At 73.8% G+C, this 19,388-nt stretch carries 13 protein-coding genes; 6 read left to right on the top strand and 7 right to left on the bottom strand.

Going from position 1 to position 19,388, the window contains the following annotated elements:
• Window position 1: 1 nt before the first annotated feature.
• The 3 genes from Sdi02f_RS34440 to ftsE form a co-directional block, all read right to left on the bottom strand.
• A complete protein-coding gene (locus Sdi02f_RS34440) occupies window positions 2-1,201 on the bottom strand; it encodes a S41 family peptidase (protein WP_174843437.1) in 1,200 nt (399 codons plus the stop codon).
• Window positions 1,202-1,269: 68 nt separating this feature from the next.
• Window positions 1,270-2,187 (bottom strand): permease-like cell division protein FtsX, encoded by a 918-nt coding sequence (ftsX, locus tag Sdi02f_RS34435; RefSeq protein ID WP_030402047.1) that lies wholly within the window; start codon window positions 2,185-2,187, stop codon window positions 1,270-1,272.
• 31 nt (window positions 2,188-2,218) lie between these two features.
• Window positions 2,219-2,908 (bottom strand): cell division ATP-binding protein FtsE, encoded by a 690-nt coding sequence (ftsE, locus tag Sdi02f_RS34430; RefSeq protein WP_019325705.1) that lies wholly within the window; start codon window positions 2,906-2,908, stop codon window positions 2,219-2,221.
• Window positions 2,909-3,122: 214 nt separating this feature from the next.
• Here ftsE and Sdi02f_RS34425 point away from each other — a divergent pair, with 214 nt between their 5' ends.
• Complete coding sequence (locus Sdi02f_RS34425) at window positions 3,123-3,317, top strand: hypothetical protein (protein WP_030402048.1); 195 nt, start codon at window positions 3,123-3,125, stop codon at window positions 3,315-3,317.
• Window positions 3,318-3,449: 132 nt separating this feature from the next.
• Here the strand turns inward: Sdi02f_RS34425 and Sdi02f_RS36145 are convergent, their stop codons facing one another.
• The 4 genes from Sdi02f_RS36145 to Sdi02f_RS34405 form a co-directional block, all read right to left on the bottom strand.
• Window positions 3,450-4,190: a hypothetical protein gene (locus Sdi02f_RS36145; protein ID WP_218030792.1), complete on the bottom strand. Its 741-nt coding sequence runs from the start codon at window positions 4,188-4,190 to the stop codon at window positions 3,450-3,452.
• Between the two features lie 324 nt (window positions 4,191-4,514).
• Complete coding sequence (gene prfB / locus Sdi02f_RS34415; protein ID WP_030402050.1) at window positions 4,515-5,621, bottom strand: peptide chain release factor 2; 1,107 nt, start codon at window positions 5,619-5,621, stop codon at window positions 4,515-4,517.
• Between the two features lie 80 nt (window positions 5,622-5,701).
• Window positions 5,702-6,946, bottom strand: coding sequence for a serine/threonine-protein kinase (locus Sdi02f_RS34410; protein WP_108934740.1), 1,245 nt, complete (start codon window positions 6,944-6,946; stop codon window positions 5,702-5,704).
• A gap of 123 nt (window positions 6,947-7,069) precedes the next feature.
• Entirely contained in the window at window positions 7,070-8,695 is a 1,626-nt protein-coding gene (locus Sdi02f_RS34405) for a serine/threonine-protein kinase (protein ID WP_031084310.1), read from the bottom strand.
• Window positions 8,696-9,091: 396 nt separating this feature from the next.
• Between Sdi02f_RS34405 and Sdi02f_RS34400 the strand changes: the two genes are divergently transcribed.
• The 5 genes from Sdi02f_RS34400 (at window position 9,092) to Sdi02f_RS34380 (ending at window position 19,332) form a co-directional block, all read left to right on the top strand.
• On the top strand, window positions 9,092-12,970 hold the full coding sequence (locus Sdi02f_RS34400) for an FHA domain-containing protein (RefSeq protein ID WP_108934739.1): 3,879 nt from the start codon (window positions 9,092-9,094) through the stop codon (window positions 12,968-12,970).
• Window positions 12,971-13,212: 242 nt separating this feature from the next.
• Window positions 13,213-14,610: an ABC transporter substrate-binding protein gene (locus tag Sdi02f_RS34395; protein WP_108934738.1), complete on the top strand. Its 1,398-nt coding sequence runs from the start codon at window positions 13,213-13,215 to the stop codon at window positions 14,608-14,610.
• 85 nt (window positions 14,611-14,695) lie between these two features.
• On the top strand, window positions 14,696-15,979 hold the full coding sequence (locus tag Sdi02f_RS34390; protein WP_030402055.1) for a carbohydrate ABC transporter permease: 1,284 nt from the start codon (window positions 14,696-14,698) through the stop codon (window positions 15,977-15,979).
• Window positions 15,976-16,893: a carbohydrate ABC transporter permease gene (locus tag Sdi02f_RS34385; protein WP_108934737.1), complete on the top strand. Its 918-nt coding sequence runs from the start codon at window positions 15,976-15,978 to the stop codon at window positions 16,891-16,893. The genes Sdi02f_RS34390 and Sdi02f_RS34385 overlap by 4 nt, the downstream gene beginning before the upstream one ends.
• 165 nt (window positions 16,894-17,058) lie before the next feature.
• On the top strand, window positions 17,059-19,332 hold the full coding sequence (locus Sdi02f_RS34380; RefSeq protein WP_167458297.1) for a bifunctional glycosyltransferase/CDP-glycerol:glycerophosphate glycerophosphotransferase: 2,274 nt from the start codon (window positions 17,059-17,061) through the stop codon (window positions 19,330-19,332).
• Window positions 19,333-19,388: the final 56 nt, after the last annotated feature.

Raw genomic sequence — 19,388 nt, 5'->3', positions numbered from 1 at the left:
ATTACGCGGGGCCGTCCGCCTCGCGCCCCAGGCCGCTCAGCACGGTCCGGGCCCGTTCCAGGGCGGCCGGGTCGGCCGGATCGACCTCCAGGTCGGGCGTGATGCCCCTGCCGTCGACGCCGCGGCCGGAGGGGGTGCGGTAATGGCCGACGGTCAGCTCGGCCACGGAGCCGTCGGGCAGCCGGCTCGGCATCTGCACCGAGCCCTTGCCGAAGGTGCGGGAGCCCAGGACGACCGCCCGGCCGCGGTCCTGGAGTGCCCCGGTGAGAAGCTCGGCCGCGCTCATCGTGCCGCCGTCGACGAGCGCGACCAGGGGCCTGGCGGTGTCGCCGCCGGGTTCGGCGTGCAGGGCCCGCTGGTCGCCGTCGACGTCGTACGTGGCGACCAGGCCGCCGTCGAGGAAGGCGGAGGCAGCGGTGACGGCCTCCGCGACCAGGCCGCCGGAGTTGCCGCGCAGGTCGAGGACGACCCCGGCGCCAGGGGGCACGCGGGCCGCGGCCTCGCGCACCTGCGTGCCGACGCCCTTGGTGAAGGAGGTCACCTTGACGACGGTGAGGCCGCCGGCGAGCGTGCGGACGGTCACGGGGTCCGTGGACAGCCGGGCGCGCCGGACGGTCTCGGTCCACGCGCGCGTGCCGCGCTCCAGGCCCAGCCGGACGGCGGTGCCGGCGGGCTCGTGCTCGCCGTCGCCGCGGAGTATGGCGACGACCTCGGTGACGGGCCGCCCGTCGACCCGCGCGCCGTCGACGCTGCGCAGCCGGTCGCCCTCGCGGATCCCGGCGTCGGCGGCGGGCGAGCCGGAGCGCACCCGGGTCACCTCGATCCGGCCGTCCCGTTCGCGGCGCGCGGAGAGCCCGACGCCGGTGTACTGGCCGTCGAGGGCGTCCTCCAACTCCTCGTACTCGCCCTGGGAGTAGATGGCGCCCCAGCGGTCGCCGCTGCGGCTGACCGCGCGTTCGGCGGCCTCCACGGGGGACTTGCCGTCGGCCATGGCCTCGGCCGCCGCGCGGGCGACGTCGTCCCGGCGGGCCTGCTGACCGGCCTGGGCGGTCGAACGGGCCGTTCCGGGGTCGGACTTGCGGTCCGTCCCGGGGAGCGAGCCGGTGGCCGCGCCCGCGACGAGCACGCTGGCGAACACCAAGGTCAGGGCGGTCCCGTGGCGTGCGCGACGGGGCTGACAGAACAGGGCACGACCTGACATGCCGGTGAGTCTAGGACAACGCACAGGGGTCGTACGGTCGCTCGACCGTACGACCCCCTTGGCATGTGTCACACCTTCAGGTACTTGCGCAACGCGAAGAACGCCGCCAACGCGGGCATCAGCAGGCTCACGGCCAGGATGAGCGGCAGCTTCGTCAGGACGGCGTCCCAGCCGATGAAGTTGATCAGGTTCAGCTTCTCGGACAGGGCGAGTCCGTGGTCGATGATGAAGTACCTGGCGATCACCAGGAATCCGCAGGCCACACCACCGCCGATCAGACCGGCGACCGCCGCCTCCATGATGAACGGCGCCTGGATGTAGAAGCCGGAGGCGCCCACGAGACGCATGATGCCGGTCTCGCGGCGCCGGCTGAACGCCGAGACGCGCACGGTGTTGACGATCAGCATCAGGGCGACGACGAGCATCAGGGCCATCACCGCGCGGGCCGCCCAGTTCATGCCGTTGAGGAGACCGAAGAGGTTGTCCAGGATGCCCTTCTGGTCCTGCACGGACTGCACGCCCTCACGGCCGTCGAAGGCGGTCGCGATGACCTGGTACTTCTCCGGGTCCTTCAGCTTGATCCGGTACGACTCCTGCATCTGGTCCGGGGTGAGGGAGCTGGCCAGCGGCGAGTCGCCGAACTGCTCCTTGTAGTGCTTGTACGCCTCGTCCTGCGACTCGTACGTCACCTTCTCGACGACGGCCATCTCGTCGAGGTCGGCCATGATCTGCTTCTTCTGGTCCTCGGTCACCGCGCCCTTGGCGCAGTTGGGGTCGGACTCGGCATCGCTCTTGTTGCAGAGGAAGACCGAGACGTTGACCTTGTCGTACCAGTAGCCCTTCATGGTGCTGACCTGGTCGCTCATCAGCAGCGAACCGCCGAACAGGGCCAGGGACAGGGCGACCGAGACGATGACCGCGAAGGTCATCGTGAGATTGCGGCGAAGACCGACACCGATCTCCGAGACTACGAACTGGGCGCGCATGGCGTCTCGTTAAGCCTTTCGTTCCTCGTCGTCAGTGCTGGTAGCCGTAGACACCGCGTGCCTGGTCCCGGACGAGGCGGCCCTTCTCCAGCTCGATGACGCGCTTGCGCATCTGGTCCACGATGTTCTGGTCGTGCGTGGCCATCACCACGGTGGTGCCCGTCCGGTTGATCCGGTCGAGCAGCTTCATGATGCCGACGGAGGTCTGCGGGTCCAGGTTGCCCGTGGGCTCGTCCGCGATCAGCAGCTTGGGCCGGTTGACGAAGGCGCGGGCGATGGCGACGCGCTGCTGCTCACCGCCGGACAGCTCGCCGGGCCTGCGGTCCTCCTTGCCGCCGAGTCCGACGAGGTCGAGCACCTGCGGCACGGACTTGCGGATCTCGCCGCGGGACTTGCCGATGACCTCCTGGGCGAAGGCGACGTTCTCGCCGACCGTCTTGTTCGGCAGCAGGCGGAAGTCCTGGAAGACCGTCCCCAACTGGCGCCGCATCTGCGGCACCTTCCAGTTGGACAGACGGGAGAGGTCCTTGCCCAGCACGTGCACCTGTCCGTGGCTGCACCGCTCCTCGCGGAGGATCAGCCGCAGGAAGGTGGACTTTCCCGAGCCGGAGGATCCCACGAGGAAGACGAATTCGCCCTTCTCGACCTCCAGGGAGACATCCCTGAGGGCTGGGTGGCTCTGTTTGGGGTAGACCTTGGAGACGTTGTCGAATCGGATCACGGATGCACCACGGGTCGCCGGGGGTAGATGTGCGTGACCATACGCGAACCGGGGAGCCGACCGCAGTCACCGGTCGGGGTTGCGTATCAGTTGCGCGTTTTGTCCCCACGCCAGGGCGCGCAGGGCCCCGCGGAACCTGGCACAGTGGAAGGGGAACGTTCGTACCGTCGCGGGCGTTGTCACAGACAGAGCCGGTGGCAAGGAGGGCGAGCGCATGACGTACGACCGGTTGGTGTGCGCGAACTGCGCGGCGCCCGTGAGCGAGGGCCGGTGCCCGGTGTGCCGGGCCAACCGCGAGCGGCTGCAGCAGGAGAGCAATCCCTTCTCGGGACTGAACCCGATGGCGCTGATCGCGCTGCTGGCGGTGCTGGTCGCCGCCGTGGCGCTGCTGGCCCAGCAGACCGTCTGACGCCCCTGGAGCGGCCCCCGGGGCCCCAAGGGCCCGGGCACGACACGGACCCGCAGAGCACGGAAGGGGCCCGGGCGGTGAAGCTCCGGGCCCCTTCCCCTGCGTGCGCGGTGCGTACGCGGGCGGCTACCGTCAGGCAGCAGCCCCGCCGCGGCCGTTCATCAGGCGCGGCAGGAAGCGGAAGCCGATGCCGCCGGCGATCATCGTCGCGGCGCCGACCAGCAGGAACGTGGTCTCCGCGGCGCCGGTCTCGGCGAGCTCCTTGCCGTTGCCCTGGGCGGCGGCGTCGGAGGAGGCCGGGGCCTCCTCGCCGGTGTCCGTCAGGGCGGAGGAACCCTGGTTCTGGGCGACGTTGTCGTTGCCACCGCCGTCGGGGGAGGTGTTGTCGTTGCCACCGGCGCCGTTGCCGTGGCCGTTGCCGTTGCCGTGGCCGTTCCCGTTACCCGGGTTGCTCGGGCTCGTGGGGTCGGTGGTGCCCGGGTCGGTCGGGCTCGTCGGGTCCGTGGGGTCCGTCGGGTCCGTGGGGTCCGTCGGATCGGTCGGGTCCGTGGGGTCCGTGGGGTCCGTCGGATCGGTCGGGTCCGTGGGGTCCGTCGGGTCCGTCGGATCGGTCGGGTCCGTGGGGTCCGTCGGATCGGTCGGGTCCGTCGGGTCCGGCGTCTCGCACTCCGGACCGGTGCCGATGTCGCACGGGTCGGGATCGTCGTCGTCGCCCTGGACGCTCAGGCCGAGGCCGAGGCCGCTCTCGCTGGAGTTCGCGCTGACGCCGATCTCGAGCGCCGAGGCGGCACCCGCCGCGGTCAGCGAGGCGCCGGCCGCGATCACGGCGCCGGCCGCGATGCGCGCGACACGGATGCGCGTCTTCTTCGTCATGTAGTTGCTACCCCCAGTAGCCGATTAGTCGGTGAGGCCGCACTCGGGGGCCGTGATCGACGGGGGGCGGCTGCATGTGCTCAAGCCCCCCGGTTCACATGCGCCCCAGAAATACGCATGCCGAGCCTCACCATTCCGAATGTTCAAAGCATCGTCAAGGTCATTGCGTACGCGATGTCCAGGTACGGGACGTATGCCGGACACAATGGGTGTGAGTGTGATGCAAAACCCAGACATCACCGGCGAACAGCGGGCAGACAAAAGGCAACTGCCGCCCGGGAGGCGGCAGTTGCCTTGTCGACAAAGCGGTGCTTCCGCTTCGCTCTACTTCTCCCGCTGCTTGCGCCAGCGAATGCCGGCCTCGAGGAAACCGTCGATCTCGCCGTTGAACACGGCCTCGGGGTTGCCCACTTCGTGCTCCGTGCGCAGGTCCTTGACCATCTGGTACGGGTGCAGCACGTATGAACGCATCTGGTTGCCCCAGGAGTTGCCCCCGTCGCCCTTGAGGGCGTCCATCTTGGCCTGCTCCTCCTGGCGGCGCCGCTCCAGGAGCTTGGCCTGGAGGACGTTCATGGCGGTGGCCTTGTTCTGGATCTGGGAGCGCTCGTTCTGGCAGGAGACGACGATGCCGGTGGGGATGTGGGTCAGGCGCACCGCCGAGTCGGTGGTGTTGACGCCCTGGCCGCCGGGGCCGGAGGACCGGTACACGTCCACGCGCAGCTCGGACTCGTCGATCTCGATGTGGTCGGTCTGCTCGACCACGGGGAGGATCTCGACGCCCGCGAAGGAGGTCTGGCGGCGCCCCTGGTTGTCGAAGGGCGAGATGCGCACCAGACGGTGGGTGCCCTGCTCGACGGAGAGGGTGCCGTAGGCGTACGGCGACTGCACGGCGAAGGTGGTCGACTTGATGCCGGCCTCCTCCGCGTACGACGTCTCGTAGACCTCGGTCTTGTAGCCGTGCTGCTCGGCCCAGCGCAGGTACATGCGCTGGAGCTTCTCGGCGAAGTCGGCGGCGTCGACGCCACCCGCCTCGGCGCGGATGTTGACGAGCGCCTCACGCGCGTCGTACTCGCCCGAGAGCAGGGTGCGGACCTCCATCTCGTCCAGCGCCTTGCGGACGGCCGCCAGCTCGGACTCGGCCTCGGCACGGGTGTCCGGGTCGTCCTCCTCCTCGGCCATCTCGAAGAGCACGCCGAGATCGTCGATCCGGCCGCGCAGGGCCTCGGCCTTGCGCACCTCGGCCTGGAGGTGCGAGAGCTTGCTGGTGATCTTCTGCGCCGCCTCCGGGTCGTCCCACAGGGAGGGCGCGGCCGCCTGCTCCTCGAGCACGGCGATGTCTGCCCTCAACTTGTCGAGGTCCAGGACGGCCTCGATCGACTCCATGGTCGAGGAGAGGGACTTCAGCTCTTCGGATACATCGACGACTGCCACGCATCCAGCGTAACGGCTCCGGCCGGCGGTCCACGCCCGGCGGGGGTGCGGGGCGCGGGACCCGGCGGCAGGGGCGGCCCTCAGGGAGCGGCCGGTGCCGAGTTCCGCGTGTCGTCGGGTGCCGTGCCGTCCTCGTCACCGCCCGTGGCCAGCCACGAGCCGACGCCGATCGCCGCCACCAGGGCCACCGCGCCCGCGCCCACCGCGATCCGGCGGCGCCGGGCGGTGGCGCGGTTGCGGGCCGAGCCGGGGCGCGGAGCACCCGCCGCGCGCGGGGCGCGAGCGGTGCCGCGGGCGCCGCCGGCCAGCTCGTCGGGGGCGGGCACGCGCATCGACGTGTGGGTGTCGCGGTTGGAGTCGGCGGGCTTGGCGCCCGGCACCAGCGGCACCGCGCCCCGGCGCCGTACGGGCTCGCCGGAGGGCTCGGACGAAGCCGGGGCCTCCTCGGGGGCGTCCTCCTCGTGCCCGGCGTCGGGCTCGTCCACGTCCAGCGGGGCCATTCCGGCGAGCATCGGCAGCAGCTCGCGCAGCCGGGCGCTCAGCTCGGAGGCGCGCAGCCGGGAGGCCGGGGCCTTGGCGAGGCACTGGACGAGGAGCTGCCACAGCTCGTCCGGGATGCCGGGAAGCGGCACGACGGTCTCGGTCACGTGGCGGCGCAGCACGGCGCCGGGGTGGCCGCCGCCGAACGGCGTGAAGCCGGCGAGCAGCTCGTAGAGCACCGTGGCCAGCGCGTAGATATCGACCGCCGCGCGCGGGGGCAGGCCCTCGACGATCTCGGGGGCCAGGTAGTCGGGCGTGCCGATGATCTTCGTGGCGCGCGTGCGGCGCGGGGTGTCGATGAGCTTGGCCACCCCGAAGTCCGTCAGCAGCGCCGGGTGCGAGCCGCCGGGGCCGAGCGGGCCCTGCATGTCGAGCAGCACGTTCTCGGGCTTGACGTCGCGGTGCACGACCCCGGCGGCGTGCGCGGCGGCCAGTCCGTCGGCGACGTCGGCGACGACGGCCACCGCGGCCTCGGGCGCCAGGCGCCGCTCCCGGTCGAGGCGGGTGCGCAGGTCGGTGCCGCGGACCAGGTCCATGACCAGCGCGAGGTCGTTGCCGTCGACGACCAGGTCGCGCACCGAGACGACGTGCGGGTGCTCCAGGCCGAGCAGGGCGGTGCGCTCCTGCACGAAGCGGGAGACGAGCTCCTGGTCGGACGCCAGGTCCTCGCGCAGCAGCTTGATCGCGACGGGCCCTTCGGGACCCTCACCCAGCCACACCGTGCCGGCGCTGCCCCGCCCGAGGATCTGGTGGGCGGTGTACCGGCTGCCGATCTTCCGTGCCAAGACTGCTCCTACCGACGCGTGTTGCGCCTAAAAGTACGCGTCCCGGGAGCCGGCCTTCACGGCGGAGGCGGAAATCACCCTCCGGATGTCGACAAGTCTCCGGACTCGGGTGTTCCGGCCGGCTCAGCCGCTGCCGCCGAGGTCCCCGATCCAGCCGGTCACGGTGGTGAACCAGTCGCTGAGCTGGTCCCAGTAGCCCCTGCCCGTGCCGATCCAGTCCTGCAGCGGGCTCAGCTCCCAGATCAGCCAGCCGGCCACGAACAGGATGACGATCGTGAACAGACATCCCTTGAGGCAGCCCAGGCCCGGGATGCGCATGGGGTTGGCGCTGCGCTGCCGGGGCGGCCTGGGCTCCCGCCGGGGCTGCTGCGGCTCGGGCGCGGGCGGCGGGGCGTACCGCTGCGGCGGCTGGGGTTGCGGGGTGGCGTAGCGCTGCGGTTGCTGCTGCTGCGGGTAGCCGTAGCCGGGCTGCTGCGGCGGCGGGCCCTGGGGGGCCTGGCGCGGCTGCTGGGGCGGGCGGGCGACCTGCCGCTGGGGGCGGCGGCGCAGGGGGTCCTGGCCGGGGTCGAGGTACTGGACCTGCGTCTGCTCGTTGCGGTCGCGGGCGGCGCGCAGCTGGTTCTGCCAGGGGTGCGGGTCCTCGGGCCCGCCCTGCCCCGGGGCGCCCGGCTGCCCCGGCGGCACGGGCGGCATGACGGCGGTCGGGTCGGCCGCCCCGGTGCTCGGGAGCACGGCGGTGGGGTCGGCGGCGCCCGCCGGTCCCCCGGTGTGCGGCAGGACGCTGGTGGCGCCGTTCGGGTCGTAGGCGCCGTCGGGGGTGCCGGGGACCTGCGCCGGGGTGGGGTCGGGGGCGAGGAGCGCGCCGACGTTCTCGGCGGCGCCGATCTGCGCGCTGCTCGCGTGCACGCCGATGCCCTCGGCGACGACGCGCAGGCCGCGGGCGAGGTTCTCGGCGCTGGGGCGCTCGTCGGGGTTCTTGCGCAGGCAGCGCTCGATGACCGTCCACAGCGGGTCGGGGACGGTGGAGGGGCGGCGCGGTTCGGCGCTCAGGTGCTGGTGCAGCACTTCGAGGGCGGAGCCGCCGCCGAACGGAGGACGGCCGGTGACCAGCTCGTACAGCAGGATCCCGGCGCCGTAGACGTCGACGGCGGAGGTCTGCGGGCGGCCCTCGGCGGACTCCGGCGCGACGTAGGCGGGCGTGCCGACGAACTCGTGGGTCCGGGTGAGGCCGGGCGAGTCGGCGAGGCGGGCGATGCCGAAGTCGGTGAGCATCGGGTGCATCTCGTCGCCGGTCTGCTTCAGCAGGACGTTGGCCGGCTTCAGGTCGCGGTGGACGACGCCGTCGGCGTGGCTCGCGGCCAGCGCGTCGGCGATCTGCGCGGTGAGCAGGGCCGCGGCAACCGGGGTGAGCGGCCCGTTTTCGCGCAGGTAGCGGTGGAGGTCGGGACCGTCGACGAGGTCCATGACGAGGGCCAGCAGCTCGCCCTCGACGACCAGGTCGCGGACCCGGACGATGTTGGGGTGGGTGAGCCGGAGCAGGACGGACCGTTCGCGCAGGAAGCGCATCACGATGTCGGCGTCGCTCGCGAGCTCCTCCTTGAGCACCTTGATCGCGACGGTCTCGCCGGGCTGTCCGGCCACGGCCGCCTCGGCGCCCGCGGTCTCGCGCTGGCGGGCACGCCAGACGGTGCCCGTGGCGCCGCGGCCGAGGGGCTCCTCGAGGAGGTACTTGCTGCCGACGGGCCGCACGTCATGCGCTCCTAGTTGCTTGCTGGCTGTTCGGACCCACTGTTGCAGAACCGGTCGGTCCCAGTCGGACCCAACTGTAGTGCCGCTCACGGACCACGTTCGAAGGAAAGACGCGCGACCCGGTCCCCGGGTTGCCGCTGCCCGGACGTGACCGATCTCAAGCGGACGGCATTCGATCATCCGCGAAGCACCCGCCAGGCATTTTTGGGGGCAGAGCCGACCAATCAAGATCATTTGGCGGCGGGCGGCGGGCGCGTTGTCAGCGGCAGGTGCGAGGATGCGTGCAGTACTGGCCGACGTGCTCGTGTGACGGTGGGGGAAGTCCGCGGTGGGGGACCGTGGTGGCGGCTTCCGTCCCGGCGTGCGGGCGCCCGCGCGAAGGGACCGCTGACGGCGATGCAGATCCGGCTGACCGTCGTAGACCCGCTGGGCCCGCGTGCTCCGGCCGCCCCGGCAGCTTCCGGCGCCCCGGCGGGGGCTCGCGCCGCGCGGTGCGACGTGCTCGTCACCGCGCCGGCCGGGACGGCCCTGGCCGCGGTCGCCTCCGCGCTGGCCGCCACGCTCCCCGGCGAGGGCACGGGCTCCGGCCAGGTGGTGCTGTACTCCGGTGCGCAGCGCCTCGACGCCCAGCGCAGCACCCTGGGCGAGCCCCCGCTGGTCGACGGCGCCGTGCTCTGCCTCGGCGCCCCGGGCGAGCCCGACCCGCACGCCGAGCCGGCGGACGTCCCCGTCCAGCTGCACGTGGTCGCGGGCCCCGACGCGGGCGGCGTCCACCTCCTGCACGGCGGCCAGATCCGGCTCGGCCGCTCCGCCGACGCCGACGTCGCACTCGACGACCCGGACGTCTCCCGCATGCACTGCGCCGTGACCGTGGGTCCCGACGGCCGCGTCTCGGTCGCCGACCTGGGCTCCACCAACGGCACCACCCTGGACGGCGCCCGCGTGGGCGACCGCCCGGTCCGCTTCGCGCCGGGCGCGCTGCTGCGGATCGGCGAGTCGGCCCTGCGGCTGGTGCCGGTGCCGCCGGCGGCACAGGTGCGGGTGGCGACGACGCCGGACGGGGAGGGGCACGTACGGCTGTCCGGGTTCCGGGCGTCCGCCCCGGGCGGCGGAGACGGCGGCGCGGTGCCCCACGCGCGCGCGGCCGACGGCGCGGAGGCACCCGGGGGCACCGGCGACCACGCGCGGACGGCGGCCCCGTCGGGCTCCGCACCGGACGCCACGGCCCGGGGCACGCGCCCCGGCGGCGCCGGCGCGTCCGCGCGGACGCACCACGCGTACGGCACGTCGGCGTACGGCACGGGCGAGCCGCCGCAGGTCCCCGGCCAGGGCGGCGCCCCCCGCATCGAGAGCCACGGCACCGGCCCCACGGCGGGCCTGCCCCGGCAGTCCTCCGCCGGGGGCGAGACCCACGGCGGCGCCCGGGGCGCGGGATCGTCCGCGTCGGGCGGTCCCCGCGCGGGCGGGGACGGCCACGGCCGGGGCGCCGCCCCGCGGGGCGGACAGGGAGCGGGCGCACCGGCCGGGGGCACGCCCCACGCCGGCGCGTACGGCAGCGGTTCCTCCGCGCCGGACGCGTACGGGCGGGGCAGCTCCGGCACCGGCGTACCCGGCGGGGACGGGCACGGCAGCGGCACGTCCGCACCGGCCGCGTACGGCCCGGGCGGCCCCGCACCCCGCACCGGCACCCCCGGCGGGGACGCGTACGGCACCGGCCCCGTGGCACCGGACGCGTACGGCGCCGCCGGGACCGGCGACGGCCCCTCCGGTGCCGAACGGAGCACCGGCGACCGCACCGGCAGCGGACGGAGCACCGGCGCCCCCACCGGCCCCGGCACCCGCACCGGACGGAGCGCCGACACCGCACCGGAGACCCGCTCCGGACGCAAGGGCACCCCCCTGCGCGGTACCGACGTGCCGCAGGAGGTGCGCAGGCGGGGCGGGATAGGCGCGTGGGCGCGGCGGCTGGCCGGCGGGCGCGGGGGCGCTCCCGAGGACGGCACGTCCGGCGTCCACGCATACGACGACGAGGCGGCCGGACCGGCCCCGGAGGCCCCCTCCGGCACCTCGCGCGCCCCGGAGACCTGGCCGGACCCCGCCTCGCTGCTGCTGACGGCGCTGGGTCCGGGCCCGCGGCTGTGGGAGCGCGGCCCGGGCCACCCGGAGGCGCTCACCGTGCGGCTCGGCACGGCCGACCGGCCGGCGCCGGGCGGCGGCGCCCCGCTGCCCGCCGTACCGGTCACCGCCGGCCTGCGCGAGGTCGGCGCGCTCGGGCTCGCGGGCCCGAGCGAGCGGCTCACCGGGCTGGCCCGCTCGGTGCTGGCCCAGCTCGCCGCGCTGCACTCGCCCGACACCCTGGAGATCGTCCTGATCAGCGCGGACCGCTCCCGTCCGCTCGCCGAGCGGAACGCCGAGTGGTCCTGGCTCGGCTGGCTCCCGCAGGTGCGCCCGGGACACGGCCAGGACTGCCGCCTGCTGCTCGCCCACGACCGCGAACAGGCCACCGCCCGCGCCCAGGAGCTCCTGCGCCGCCTGGACGACCACCTCGCGGACACGGACGGGGACACCCCGGCCCACCCGCCTACGGCCGCGGCCGCGGGGGCCGTCCGCCAGCAGCCCCCCGCCCGGGACCGCTCCGACGGCGGGACCGGCCCGGCCGGCGGCTCCGCCGGCCCGTACACCGTGGTCGTCGTGGACGGGGACCCCGGCGGTGCCGACGTGCGCGAGGCGGTGGCGCGGCTGGCCCTGGAGGGGCCGCGGGCCGGGATCCACGTGGTCTGCCTCGCCGAGACGGCCGCCGCCTCCCCCACGTCCCCCGTGACGCGGACGTACGAGGCGGCCTGCGCGGTGTCGCCGGTGTTCCGGGAGTGCGGTGCCGTCGCGCTGCTCAGCGGCGACGTGGCGACGACCCTGCGGCTGCTGCGCGTCGCCCGCACGGGCACCGGCGCGGGCCCGGACGCGGGCACGGCGCCCGTGCCCGCCGGCCCGGTCGGTCACGGCATCCTCGGCACGCTGGACGCCGTCTCCCTGCCCTGGGCCGAGCGCTTCGCGCGGGCCCTGGCCCCGCTGCGCACGGACGGCGCCACCACCGGCGGAGAACAGCACGCGCGCGTGTCCGCACCGCTCCCCCGGACGGCCCGGCTCCTCGACGAACTGGGCCTGGCCCGCGCCACCCCCGCCTCCCTGATGGCCCGCTGGGCCGCCGCGGCCGACGACACGGGCTCCCTCGGGGGCCGCGCGCAGGCGGTGCTGGGCGCCGGTCCGCGCGGCCCCGTCCTGGTCGACCTGGCCGCCGAGGGACCGCACCTGCTGATCGAGGGCCCGCCCGGCAGCGGCCGCACCGAGCTGCTGCGGGCGCTCGTCGCCTCGCTCGCCTCGGCCGAACGCCCCGACCGGCTCGGCGTCGTCCTCATGGACGGCCGCGACAGCGTGAGTTCGGGCGGCGCCCACGGCGAGGGCCTGCGCGTGTGCACGGACGTGCCGCACGTCACCACCCACCTCACCGCCAACGACCCCGTGCGCATGCGGGAGTTCGCCCAGTCCCTGAGCGCCGAGCTGAAGCGGCGCGCCGAGCTGCTCGGACGGTCGCACTTCACCGAGTGGCACACCGGGCGCGAGGTGTCGGGCCGGCTGGTCGCCCAGCGCACACCGACGGCGTCGGGGCCCGTACCGGTCTCCGACTCGGGGGACGTGGAGTCCCCGCCCAGCTCCACCCTGCGCCTGCGTCCGGCCGCGGCCGGACGCCGTACGGGGCCCGTCCCGCCGCTCCCCCGCCTGGTCGTGGTCGTCGACGACCTCGACGCCCTCGTCACGCCCCCGCTCGGTTCCCCGGGGCGTCCCGCGGCGGGCTCGGTGATGCGGGCGCTGGAGGCCGTCGCACGGGAGGGCGAGCGGCTCGGCGTCCACCTGGTGGCCGCGACCGCCCCCGGCGGCCGTACGGACCGTACGGAGCCCGCCCTGCGCGCGACCCTGCGCGCGGTCCTGGACGCCCCCGTGCCGGGACCCGACGAACCGGCGCCCGGACGCGGCCGGTTGACCCACCCCGACGGACGCACCACCGCCTTCCAGGGCGGCCGGGTCACGGGCCGCATCCCGCGCACGGCGACCCTGCGCCCCACGGTGGTCCCCCTGGAATGGCACCGCATGGGCGACCCGCCCACCCGCCGCCCGGTTCGCGAACTGGGCAACGGCCCCACCGACTTGGCCCTGCTGGCCAGCGCACTGGAGCGGGCGGCCAGGGAGGTGTCGGCGGCGCGGGTCCCCTCACTCCTGTGATTCCGGGGACACGGGTCGGCCCGTCCGGCGTCTGCGGACGGGCCGTCCGGGCCGAAGCGGGGGCCGGGGGCGGCAGCTGCGAAACACCCGTACCGGGGCCCGGTGCCTGATCATGGTCACGACGCGGTCACGAAACCCCACTTGACCGCGGACGCGCCCTTGCCGCTCTCACCCCCCTGGCGTACACCAGAGCGCACGGGACAGCGCCGAGCGTTCGAAGAGGAACGAAGAACGGGGCAGTGATGCGCACGAGCAGCACCATCCGGACACGCAGAACGGTCAAGAGGGGCAGCAGGACCGCAGCCGTCCTCGCGGCGGGAGCACTCGCGCTCTCGCTCACCGCGTGCAGCGGCGACGACGACAACGGCGGCGGCGACAAGGGCGATCAGGGCGGTGGGAGCAAGCAGCCCGCCTCCTCCGTCACCCTGCCGAAGCTGGACGGCGAGACCCTGGAGGTCGCCGCCGTCTGGACCGGCACCGAGCAGGAGAACTTCAAGAAGGTCCTCGCCGAGTTCGAGAAGCGCACCGGCGCCAAGGTGACCTTCGTGCCGGCCCAGGACCCGATCATCAACTTCCTGGGTTCGAAGATCGCGGGCGGTGCCCCGCCGGACGTGGCGATGCTCCCGCAGCCCGGCGCCATCAAGCAGGCGGTCGACAAGGGCTGGGCCAAGCCGCTGGGTGCCGAGGCCACCAAGGAACTGGGCGAGAACTACTCGCAGGGCTGGCAGGACATCGGCAAGGTCGGCGGCAAGCAGTACGGCGTGTACTACAAGGCCGCCAACAAGTCGCTGATCTGGTACAACGCGCAGGTCTTCGAGAACGCGGGCGCGTCCGAGCCCAAGACCTGGGACGAGCTGCTCGACGCCGCGCAGATGGTCTACGACTCGGGTGTCACGCCGTTCTCCGTCGGCGGCGCGGACGGCTGGACGCTGACCGACTGGTTCGAGAACGTCTACCTCTCGCAGGCGGGTCCGGAGAAGTACGACCAGCTCGCCCAGCACAAGATCAAGTGGACGGACCCCTCCGTGAAGGAGGCCCTGACCACGCTCGCCCAGGTCTGGGGCAAGAAGGACTTCGTCGCGGGCGGCGCGTCCGGCGCGCTGCAGACGGAGTTCCCGGCCTCGGTGACGCAGACCTTCACGGGCGGCGACCAGCCCAAGGCGGGCATGGTCTACGAGGGCGACTTCGTCCAGGTCAACATCGGTGAGACCGAGGCCAAGGTCGGCACGGACGCGAAGGTGTTCCCGTTCCCGGCCGTCGGCGACACCGCGCCGGTGGTCTCCGGCGGTGACGCGGCCGTGGTCTTCAAGGACTCGAAGGCGGCGCAGGCGCTGGCCACCTGGCTGGCCTCGCCGGACGCGGCGGCGATCCAGGCGAAGCTCGGCGGGTTCCTCTCGCCCAACAAGAGCGTCGACGCGTCGGCGTACCCGAACGACGTGCAGAAGAAGATCGCCGAGGCGCTGGTCGCGGCCGGTGACGACTTCCGCTTCGACATGTCGGACCAGGCCCCGCAGGCCTTCGGCGGCACCCCGGGCAAGGGCGAGTGGAAGACCCTGCAGGACTTCCTGAAGAACCCGAAGGACGTCGCGGGCGCCCAGGCGAAGCTGGAGGCGGACGCGGCCGCCGCCTACGGAGGCTGACGCGATGACGTCGGCCACGGCGGCGGGGACCTCACGGGACCCCGCCGCTCCCCAGTCACCCCGTTCGCGCAGGCCGCGCAAGAGCGTGACCGGCACGCGCAGGTCGGTGGCGGCGCTGTTCCTGCTGCCCGCCCTGGTGCTGCTCGGCGCGCTCGTGGTCTACCCGATTGGGTACTCGCTGATCCGCAGCTTCTACGACCAGTCCGGCGACTCCTTCGCCGGGTTCGACAACTACGAGGCGCTGTTCACCGACGACGGCATCCGCACCGCCCTGAAGAACAACATCATCTGGGTGGTGTTCGCCCCGACGGTCGCCACCGCGCTCGGCCTGGTCTTCGCGGTGCTGACCGAACGCATCCGCTGGGGCACGGCGTTCAAGCTGGTCGTCTTCATGCCGATGGCGATCTCGATGCTCGCGGCGGGCATCATCTTCCGCCTGGTGTACGACCAGGACCCGGACAAGGGCGTCGCCAACGCGGTGTGGGTGGGAGTGCACGACACGTTCGCCGAGTCGTCCGCCTTCCCGAAGGCGCACCCGGGCCGCGACTCGCCGCTGGAACCGGCCGGCGGCGGCGCGTTCATCACGAAGCAGCCGGTCAGCGCGGGCACCCCGGTCGCCCTGCCCCTCGTGGGCGTCGCACCCGAGCAGATGCCCGGCGACGCGAAGAACGCCGTGGCCGCCGAGCCGGAGGAGGGCAGGGTCACCGGCACCGCCTGGCAGGACTTCACCCGCGGCAAGGGCGTCGGCAAGCCGGGCGCCGTCGACGCGGCCGAGCTGGGCTACGCCGGGATGAAGATCGAGGCGGTCAAGGACGGCAAGGTGGTGGCGTCGGCCACGGCGGCCGGGGACGGCACCTTCACGCTGCCCGCGGCGGCCGACGGGGCGCTGCTCAGACTGCCCGCCGACAACTTCAAGGAGCCGTACAACGGCCTGAACTGGCTCGGCCCCTCCCTCGTCACCCCGGCGATCATCGGGTCGTACGTGTGGATGTGGGCGGGCTTCGCGATGGTGCTGATCGCGGCGGGCCTGGCCGGGGTCCCCAGGGAGCTGCTGGAGGCCGCCCGGGTCGACGGCGCCAACGAGTGGCAGGTCTTCAGACGGGTCACGGTGCCGCTGCTGGCGCCGGTCCTCGCGGTGGTCGTCGTCACCCTGATGATCAACGTGCTGAAGGTCTTCGACCTGGTCTTCATCATCGCCCCGGGCTCCTCCCAGGACGACGCCAACGTGCTCGCCCTGGAGCTGTACCGCAAGGGCTTCGCCTCCGACCAGCCGGGCATCGCCAGCGCCATCGCGGTGTTCCTGCTGCTCCTGGTGATCCCGGTGATGTGGTTCAACGTACGGCGGCTGCGGCGGGAGGTGCGGCGATGACCGCGGAGGCGGGTTCCCTCACCACGGCGGCCGCACAGCCGCCCGGGACGGTCGTCAAGGCGAAGCAGTCGCTCGGGTCCCGGCTCGCCGAGGCGGTCAGCGGCGGCCTCGTCCGGGTGTTCCTGATCGTGGTGGGCCTGTTCTGGCTGGTCCCGACGATCGGGCTGCTGCTGTCCTCGCTGCGCACGCCCCAGGACATGGCGGCGAGCGGGTGGTGGACGGTCTTCACCGAACCGTCCCGGCTCACCTTCCAGAGCTACGAGGAGCTGCTCAAGAACGGCGACATCACCTCCTCCCTCCTCAACACCGCCCTGATCACCGTCCCCGCGACCGTCCTGGTCGTGGTCATCGGGGCGCTGGCCGGGTACGCCTTCGCGTGGATGGACTTCCCCGGCCGCGACTGGTGGTTCCTGGCCGTGGTCGGACTGCTGGTCGTGCCCGTGCAGGTCGCGCTCATCCCTATCGCCGAACTCTTCGGCAGGATCGGCCTGTTCGGTTCGATCCTCGGCGTGATCCTCTTCCACGTGGGCTTCGGTCTGCCCTTCGCGGTGTTCCTGCTGCGGAACTTCTTCGCGGAGATCCCGAGGGAGCTGCTGGAGGCGGCCCGTCTGGACGGCGCGGGCGAACTCCGGCTGTTCGCACGGGTGGTGATGCCCCTCGGCGGGCCCGCGATCGCGAGCCTGGGCATCTTCCAGTTCCTGTGGGTGTGGAACGACATGCTGGTCGCGCTGATCTTCTCGGACTCCGGGAGCCAGCCGATCACGGTCGCCCTGCAGACGCAGGTACGGCAGTTCGGGAACAACATCGACGTGCTGGCGCCGGGGGCGTTCATCTCCATGGTGATCCCGCTGGCCGTGTTCTTCGCGTTCCAGCGGCAGTTCGTCTCCGGGGTCATGGCGGGCGCCGTCAAGTAGACGGCACGACACCACCCTTGAGGGGCGGGCCGGTTTCCGGCCCGCCCCTTCACACGTACGGGCACACCATCCCCCCGAATGCCGCGGCGGCCGTAACCAAGTCGCTCCCGGGGGCGTTGCCGGGCAGAACGCCCGCGCCGATCCCGCCGACCCATGGATGTCCCCGTGCCCAGGTTCAGTGTCATCGTTCCCGCGCATCAGGTTCAGGCGTATCTGCACGCGTGCCTGGAGTCGGTGCTGGCCCAGTCGTACCCGGACTTCGAGGTGATCGTGGTCGACGACTGCTCGCCGGACGCCTGTGGCGCGATCGCCGACGAGTTCGCGGCCCTGGACCCGCGCGTCCGCGTCGTCCGCCTGCCGCGCAACGAGGGCCTGGGCCCCGCCCGCAACGCCGGGATGGAGCGGGCGGTCGGCGACTACCTGGTCTTCCTCGACGGCGACGACACCCTCACCCCGCACGCGCTGCGGGCCGTCGCCGACCGGATCAAGGAGACCGGCGACCCGGACGTCCTCGTCTACGACTACGCGCGCACCTACTGGACCGGCAAGACCGTCCGCAACCAGGCCGCCGCGCACCTCACCGAGCAGGGCCCCGCGCCGTTCCGGCTCGCCGACCGGCCGGGGCTGCTGAAGCTGCTCATGGTGGCCTGGAACAAGGCGGTGCGGCGGGAGTTCGCCGAGCGCGAGGGCCTCGCCTTCCCGCCGGGCTACTACGAGGACACCCCGTGGACCTACCCGGTCCTGATCACCGCGGGGACCATCGCCACCCTGGACCGGGTCTGCGTGCACTACCGCCAGCGCCTGCGGGGCAGCATCCTCGGCACGCCGAGCGAGCGGCACCTGGACGTGTTCACGCAGTACGACCGCGTCTTCGCGTTCCTGGAGGCCCGCGAGGCGACGCACCCGGACCCGGCCCGCTGGCGCCCTCTCCTGTACCGCCGGATGGCCGACCACCTCACGACGGTGTACACCCGCCCCGACCGCCTCCCGCGCCCCCTGCGCGCCGAGTTCCTGCGCCGGGCCCGCGTCCACTGCCGCCGCTACCGGGTGCCCGGCGCCCCCGCACCGCTGCCCGTCCGCCTGCGCCACGCCCTGCTCCGCCTCGGCCTGCGCCGCACCTACGCTGCCCTCCGTCTGGCCTCGGCACTGCGCCGCCGCACGGCGAGGGGCGCGTCGGCGCTCCTGCGCGCCGCCCGGGCCGGCGCCCTGCGCCTGCACTACCGCGTCCAGTGCTGCCTCCCGCTCCGCGCCGACCGCGCCGTCTTCGCCGTCGAGGGCAACCGGGGGTACGGCCGCGACCCGGGCGCGCTGGAGGAGGCGTTCCGCCGCCTCGCGCCGCACGTGCGCACGGCGTGGGCCGCCGACCCGGCACACCACCACACCGTCCCGCCCGGCACCCGCCGCCTGACGCCGGGCACAGCCGCCCACGGCACGGCCCTGGCCCGCTCCCGCTACCTGGTGTGCGACGCGCCCTTCGGTCCGGGCCTGGTCAGACGCCGGGGCCAGGTCCTGGTGCAGACGCAGGCGGGGACGCCCCTCAAGCACATGGGCCTGGACCTCCAGGAGCGCCCCGGCGTCGCCCGCGGCACCGACTTCACCGGGCTGCTGCGCGAGGCCGGCTCCTGGGACTACGTGGTCTCCGCCAACCGCCACTCCACCCTGACCTGGGAACGCGTCCACCCGGGCGGCTGGACCGCCCTCGAGCACGGGCAGCCGCGCACCGACGTCCTCCAGCGCGCGACGGCGGCGGACGTGGCCCGGCTGCGGGAGACCCTCGGCATCCCCGAGGGCACGGTCGCGATCCTGTACGCGCCCACCCACCGCGACTACCGGCGCACCCAGCGGGCCGCCCTGGACCTGGAGCGGGTCGTACGCCGCCTCGGCCCGCGCTTCATGGTGCTGGCCCGCGCCCACCCCGCCCACGGCGGCCCGCTCGCCGCCTCCGCCGGCCGGGTGCTGGACGTCAGCGGCCATCCGCACGTGGAGTCGCTGTGCCTGGCCGCGGACGCCCTGGTCACCGACTACTCGTCGCTGATGTTCGACTGCGCGGGACTGGACCGCCCGATCGTGCTCCACGCCGACGAGCCGGAGGCGTACGAGGCGGTCCGCGGCACCTACGTCGACCTGCGGTCCTTCCCGCCGGGCGCGATCGCCCGGGACGAGGACGAGCTGATCGGCGTGTTCGCGAGCGGCGAGTGGCACGGCACCCGGTCCGCCCGGCTGCGGGCCGCCTTCCGCGAGCGGTTCTGCCCGTACGACGACGGCCGCGCCGCCGAACGCGTCGTACGCCGCGTCGTCCTGGGCGAGCAGGACCCGCCGCCGGTCGTGCCGCTCGCCGAGCGCCGCCCCGCTCCCCCGGCGGCCCTCGTCCGCACCCCCGCCCCGCTGGCCACGGTGCCGCAACCCGTGGGACCCCGCACCGTCACCGACAGCCTCTGACCGCCGTTGGTCCACCGGGAGTTCCCCCGGGCTCCCGTCCGGCGAGTGAGAGAAGA

The sequence above is a fragment of the Streptomyces ardesiacus genome, assembly GCF_003112575.1.
Classification (GTDB): Bacteria; Actinomycetota; Actinomycetes; order Streptomycetales; family Streptomycetaceae; genus Streptomyces; species Streptomyces ardesiacus.
Note: the sequence above shows the minus strand (reverse complement) of the source record. Positions and strands in the feature narration are given on the sequence as shown.

Bases quoted from the DNA above. Each gene is read 5' to 3' on its own strand.
- Sdi02f_RS34440 (WP_174843437.1), bottom strand. From the start codon at position 1,201: ATGTCAGGTCGTGCCCTGTTCTGTCAGCCCCGTCGCGCACGCCACGGG.
- ftsX (WP_030402047.1), bottom strand. From the start codon at position 2,187: ATGCGCGCCCAGTTCGTAGTCTCGGAGATCGGTGTCGGTCTTCGCCGC.
- Sdi02f_RS34425 (WP_030402048.1), top strand. From the start codon at position 3,123: ATGACGTACGACCGGTTGGTGTGCGCGAACTGCGCGGCGCCCGTGAGC.
- Sdi02f_RS36145 (WP_218030792.1), bottom strand. From the start codon at position 4,190: ATGACGAAGAAGACGCGCATCCGTGTCGCGCGCATCGCGGCCGGCGCC.
- Sdi02f_RS34400 (WP_108934739.1), top strand. From the start codon at position 9,092: ATGCAGATCCGGCTGACCGTCGTAGACCCGCTGGGCCCGCGTGCTCCG.
- Sdi02f_RS34395 (WP_108934738.1), top strand. From the start codon at position 13,213: ATGCGCACGAGCAGCACCATCCGGACACGCAGAACGGTCAAGAGGGGC.
- Sdi02f_RS34385 (WP_108934737.1), top strand. From the start codon at position 15,976: ATGACCGCGGAGGCGGGTTCCCTCACCACGGCGGCCGCACAGCCGCCC.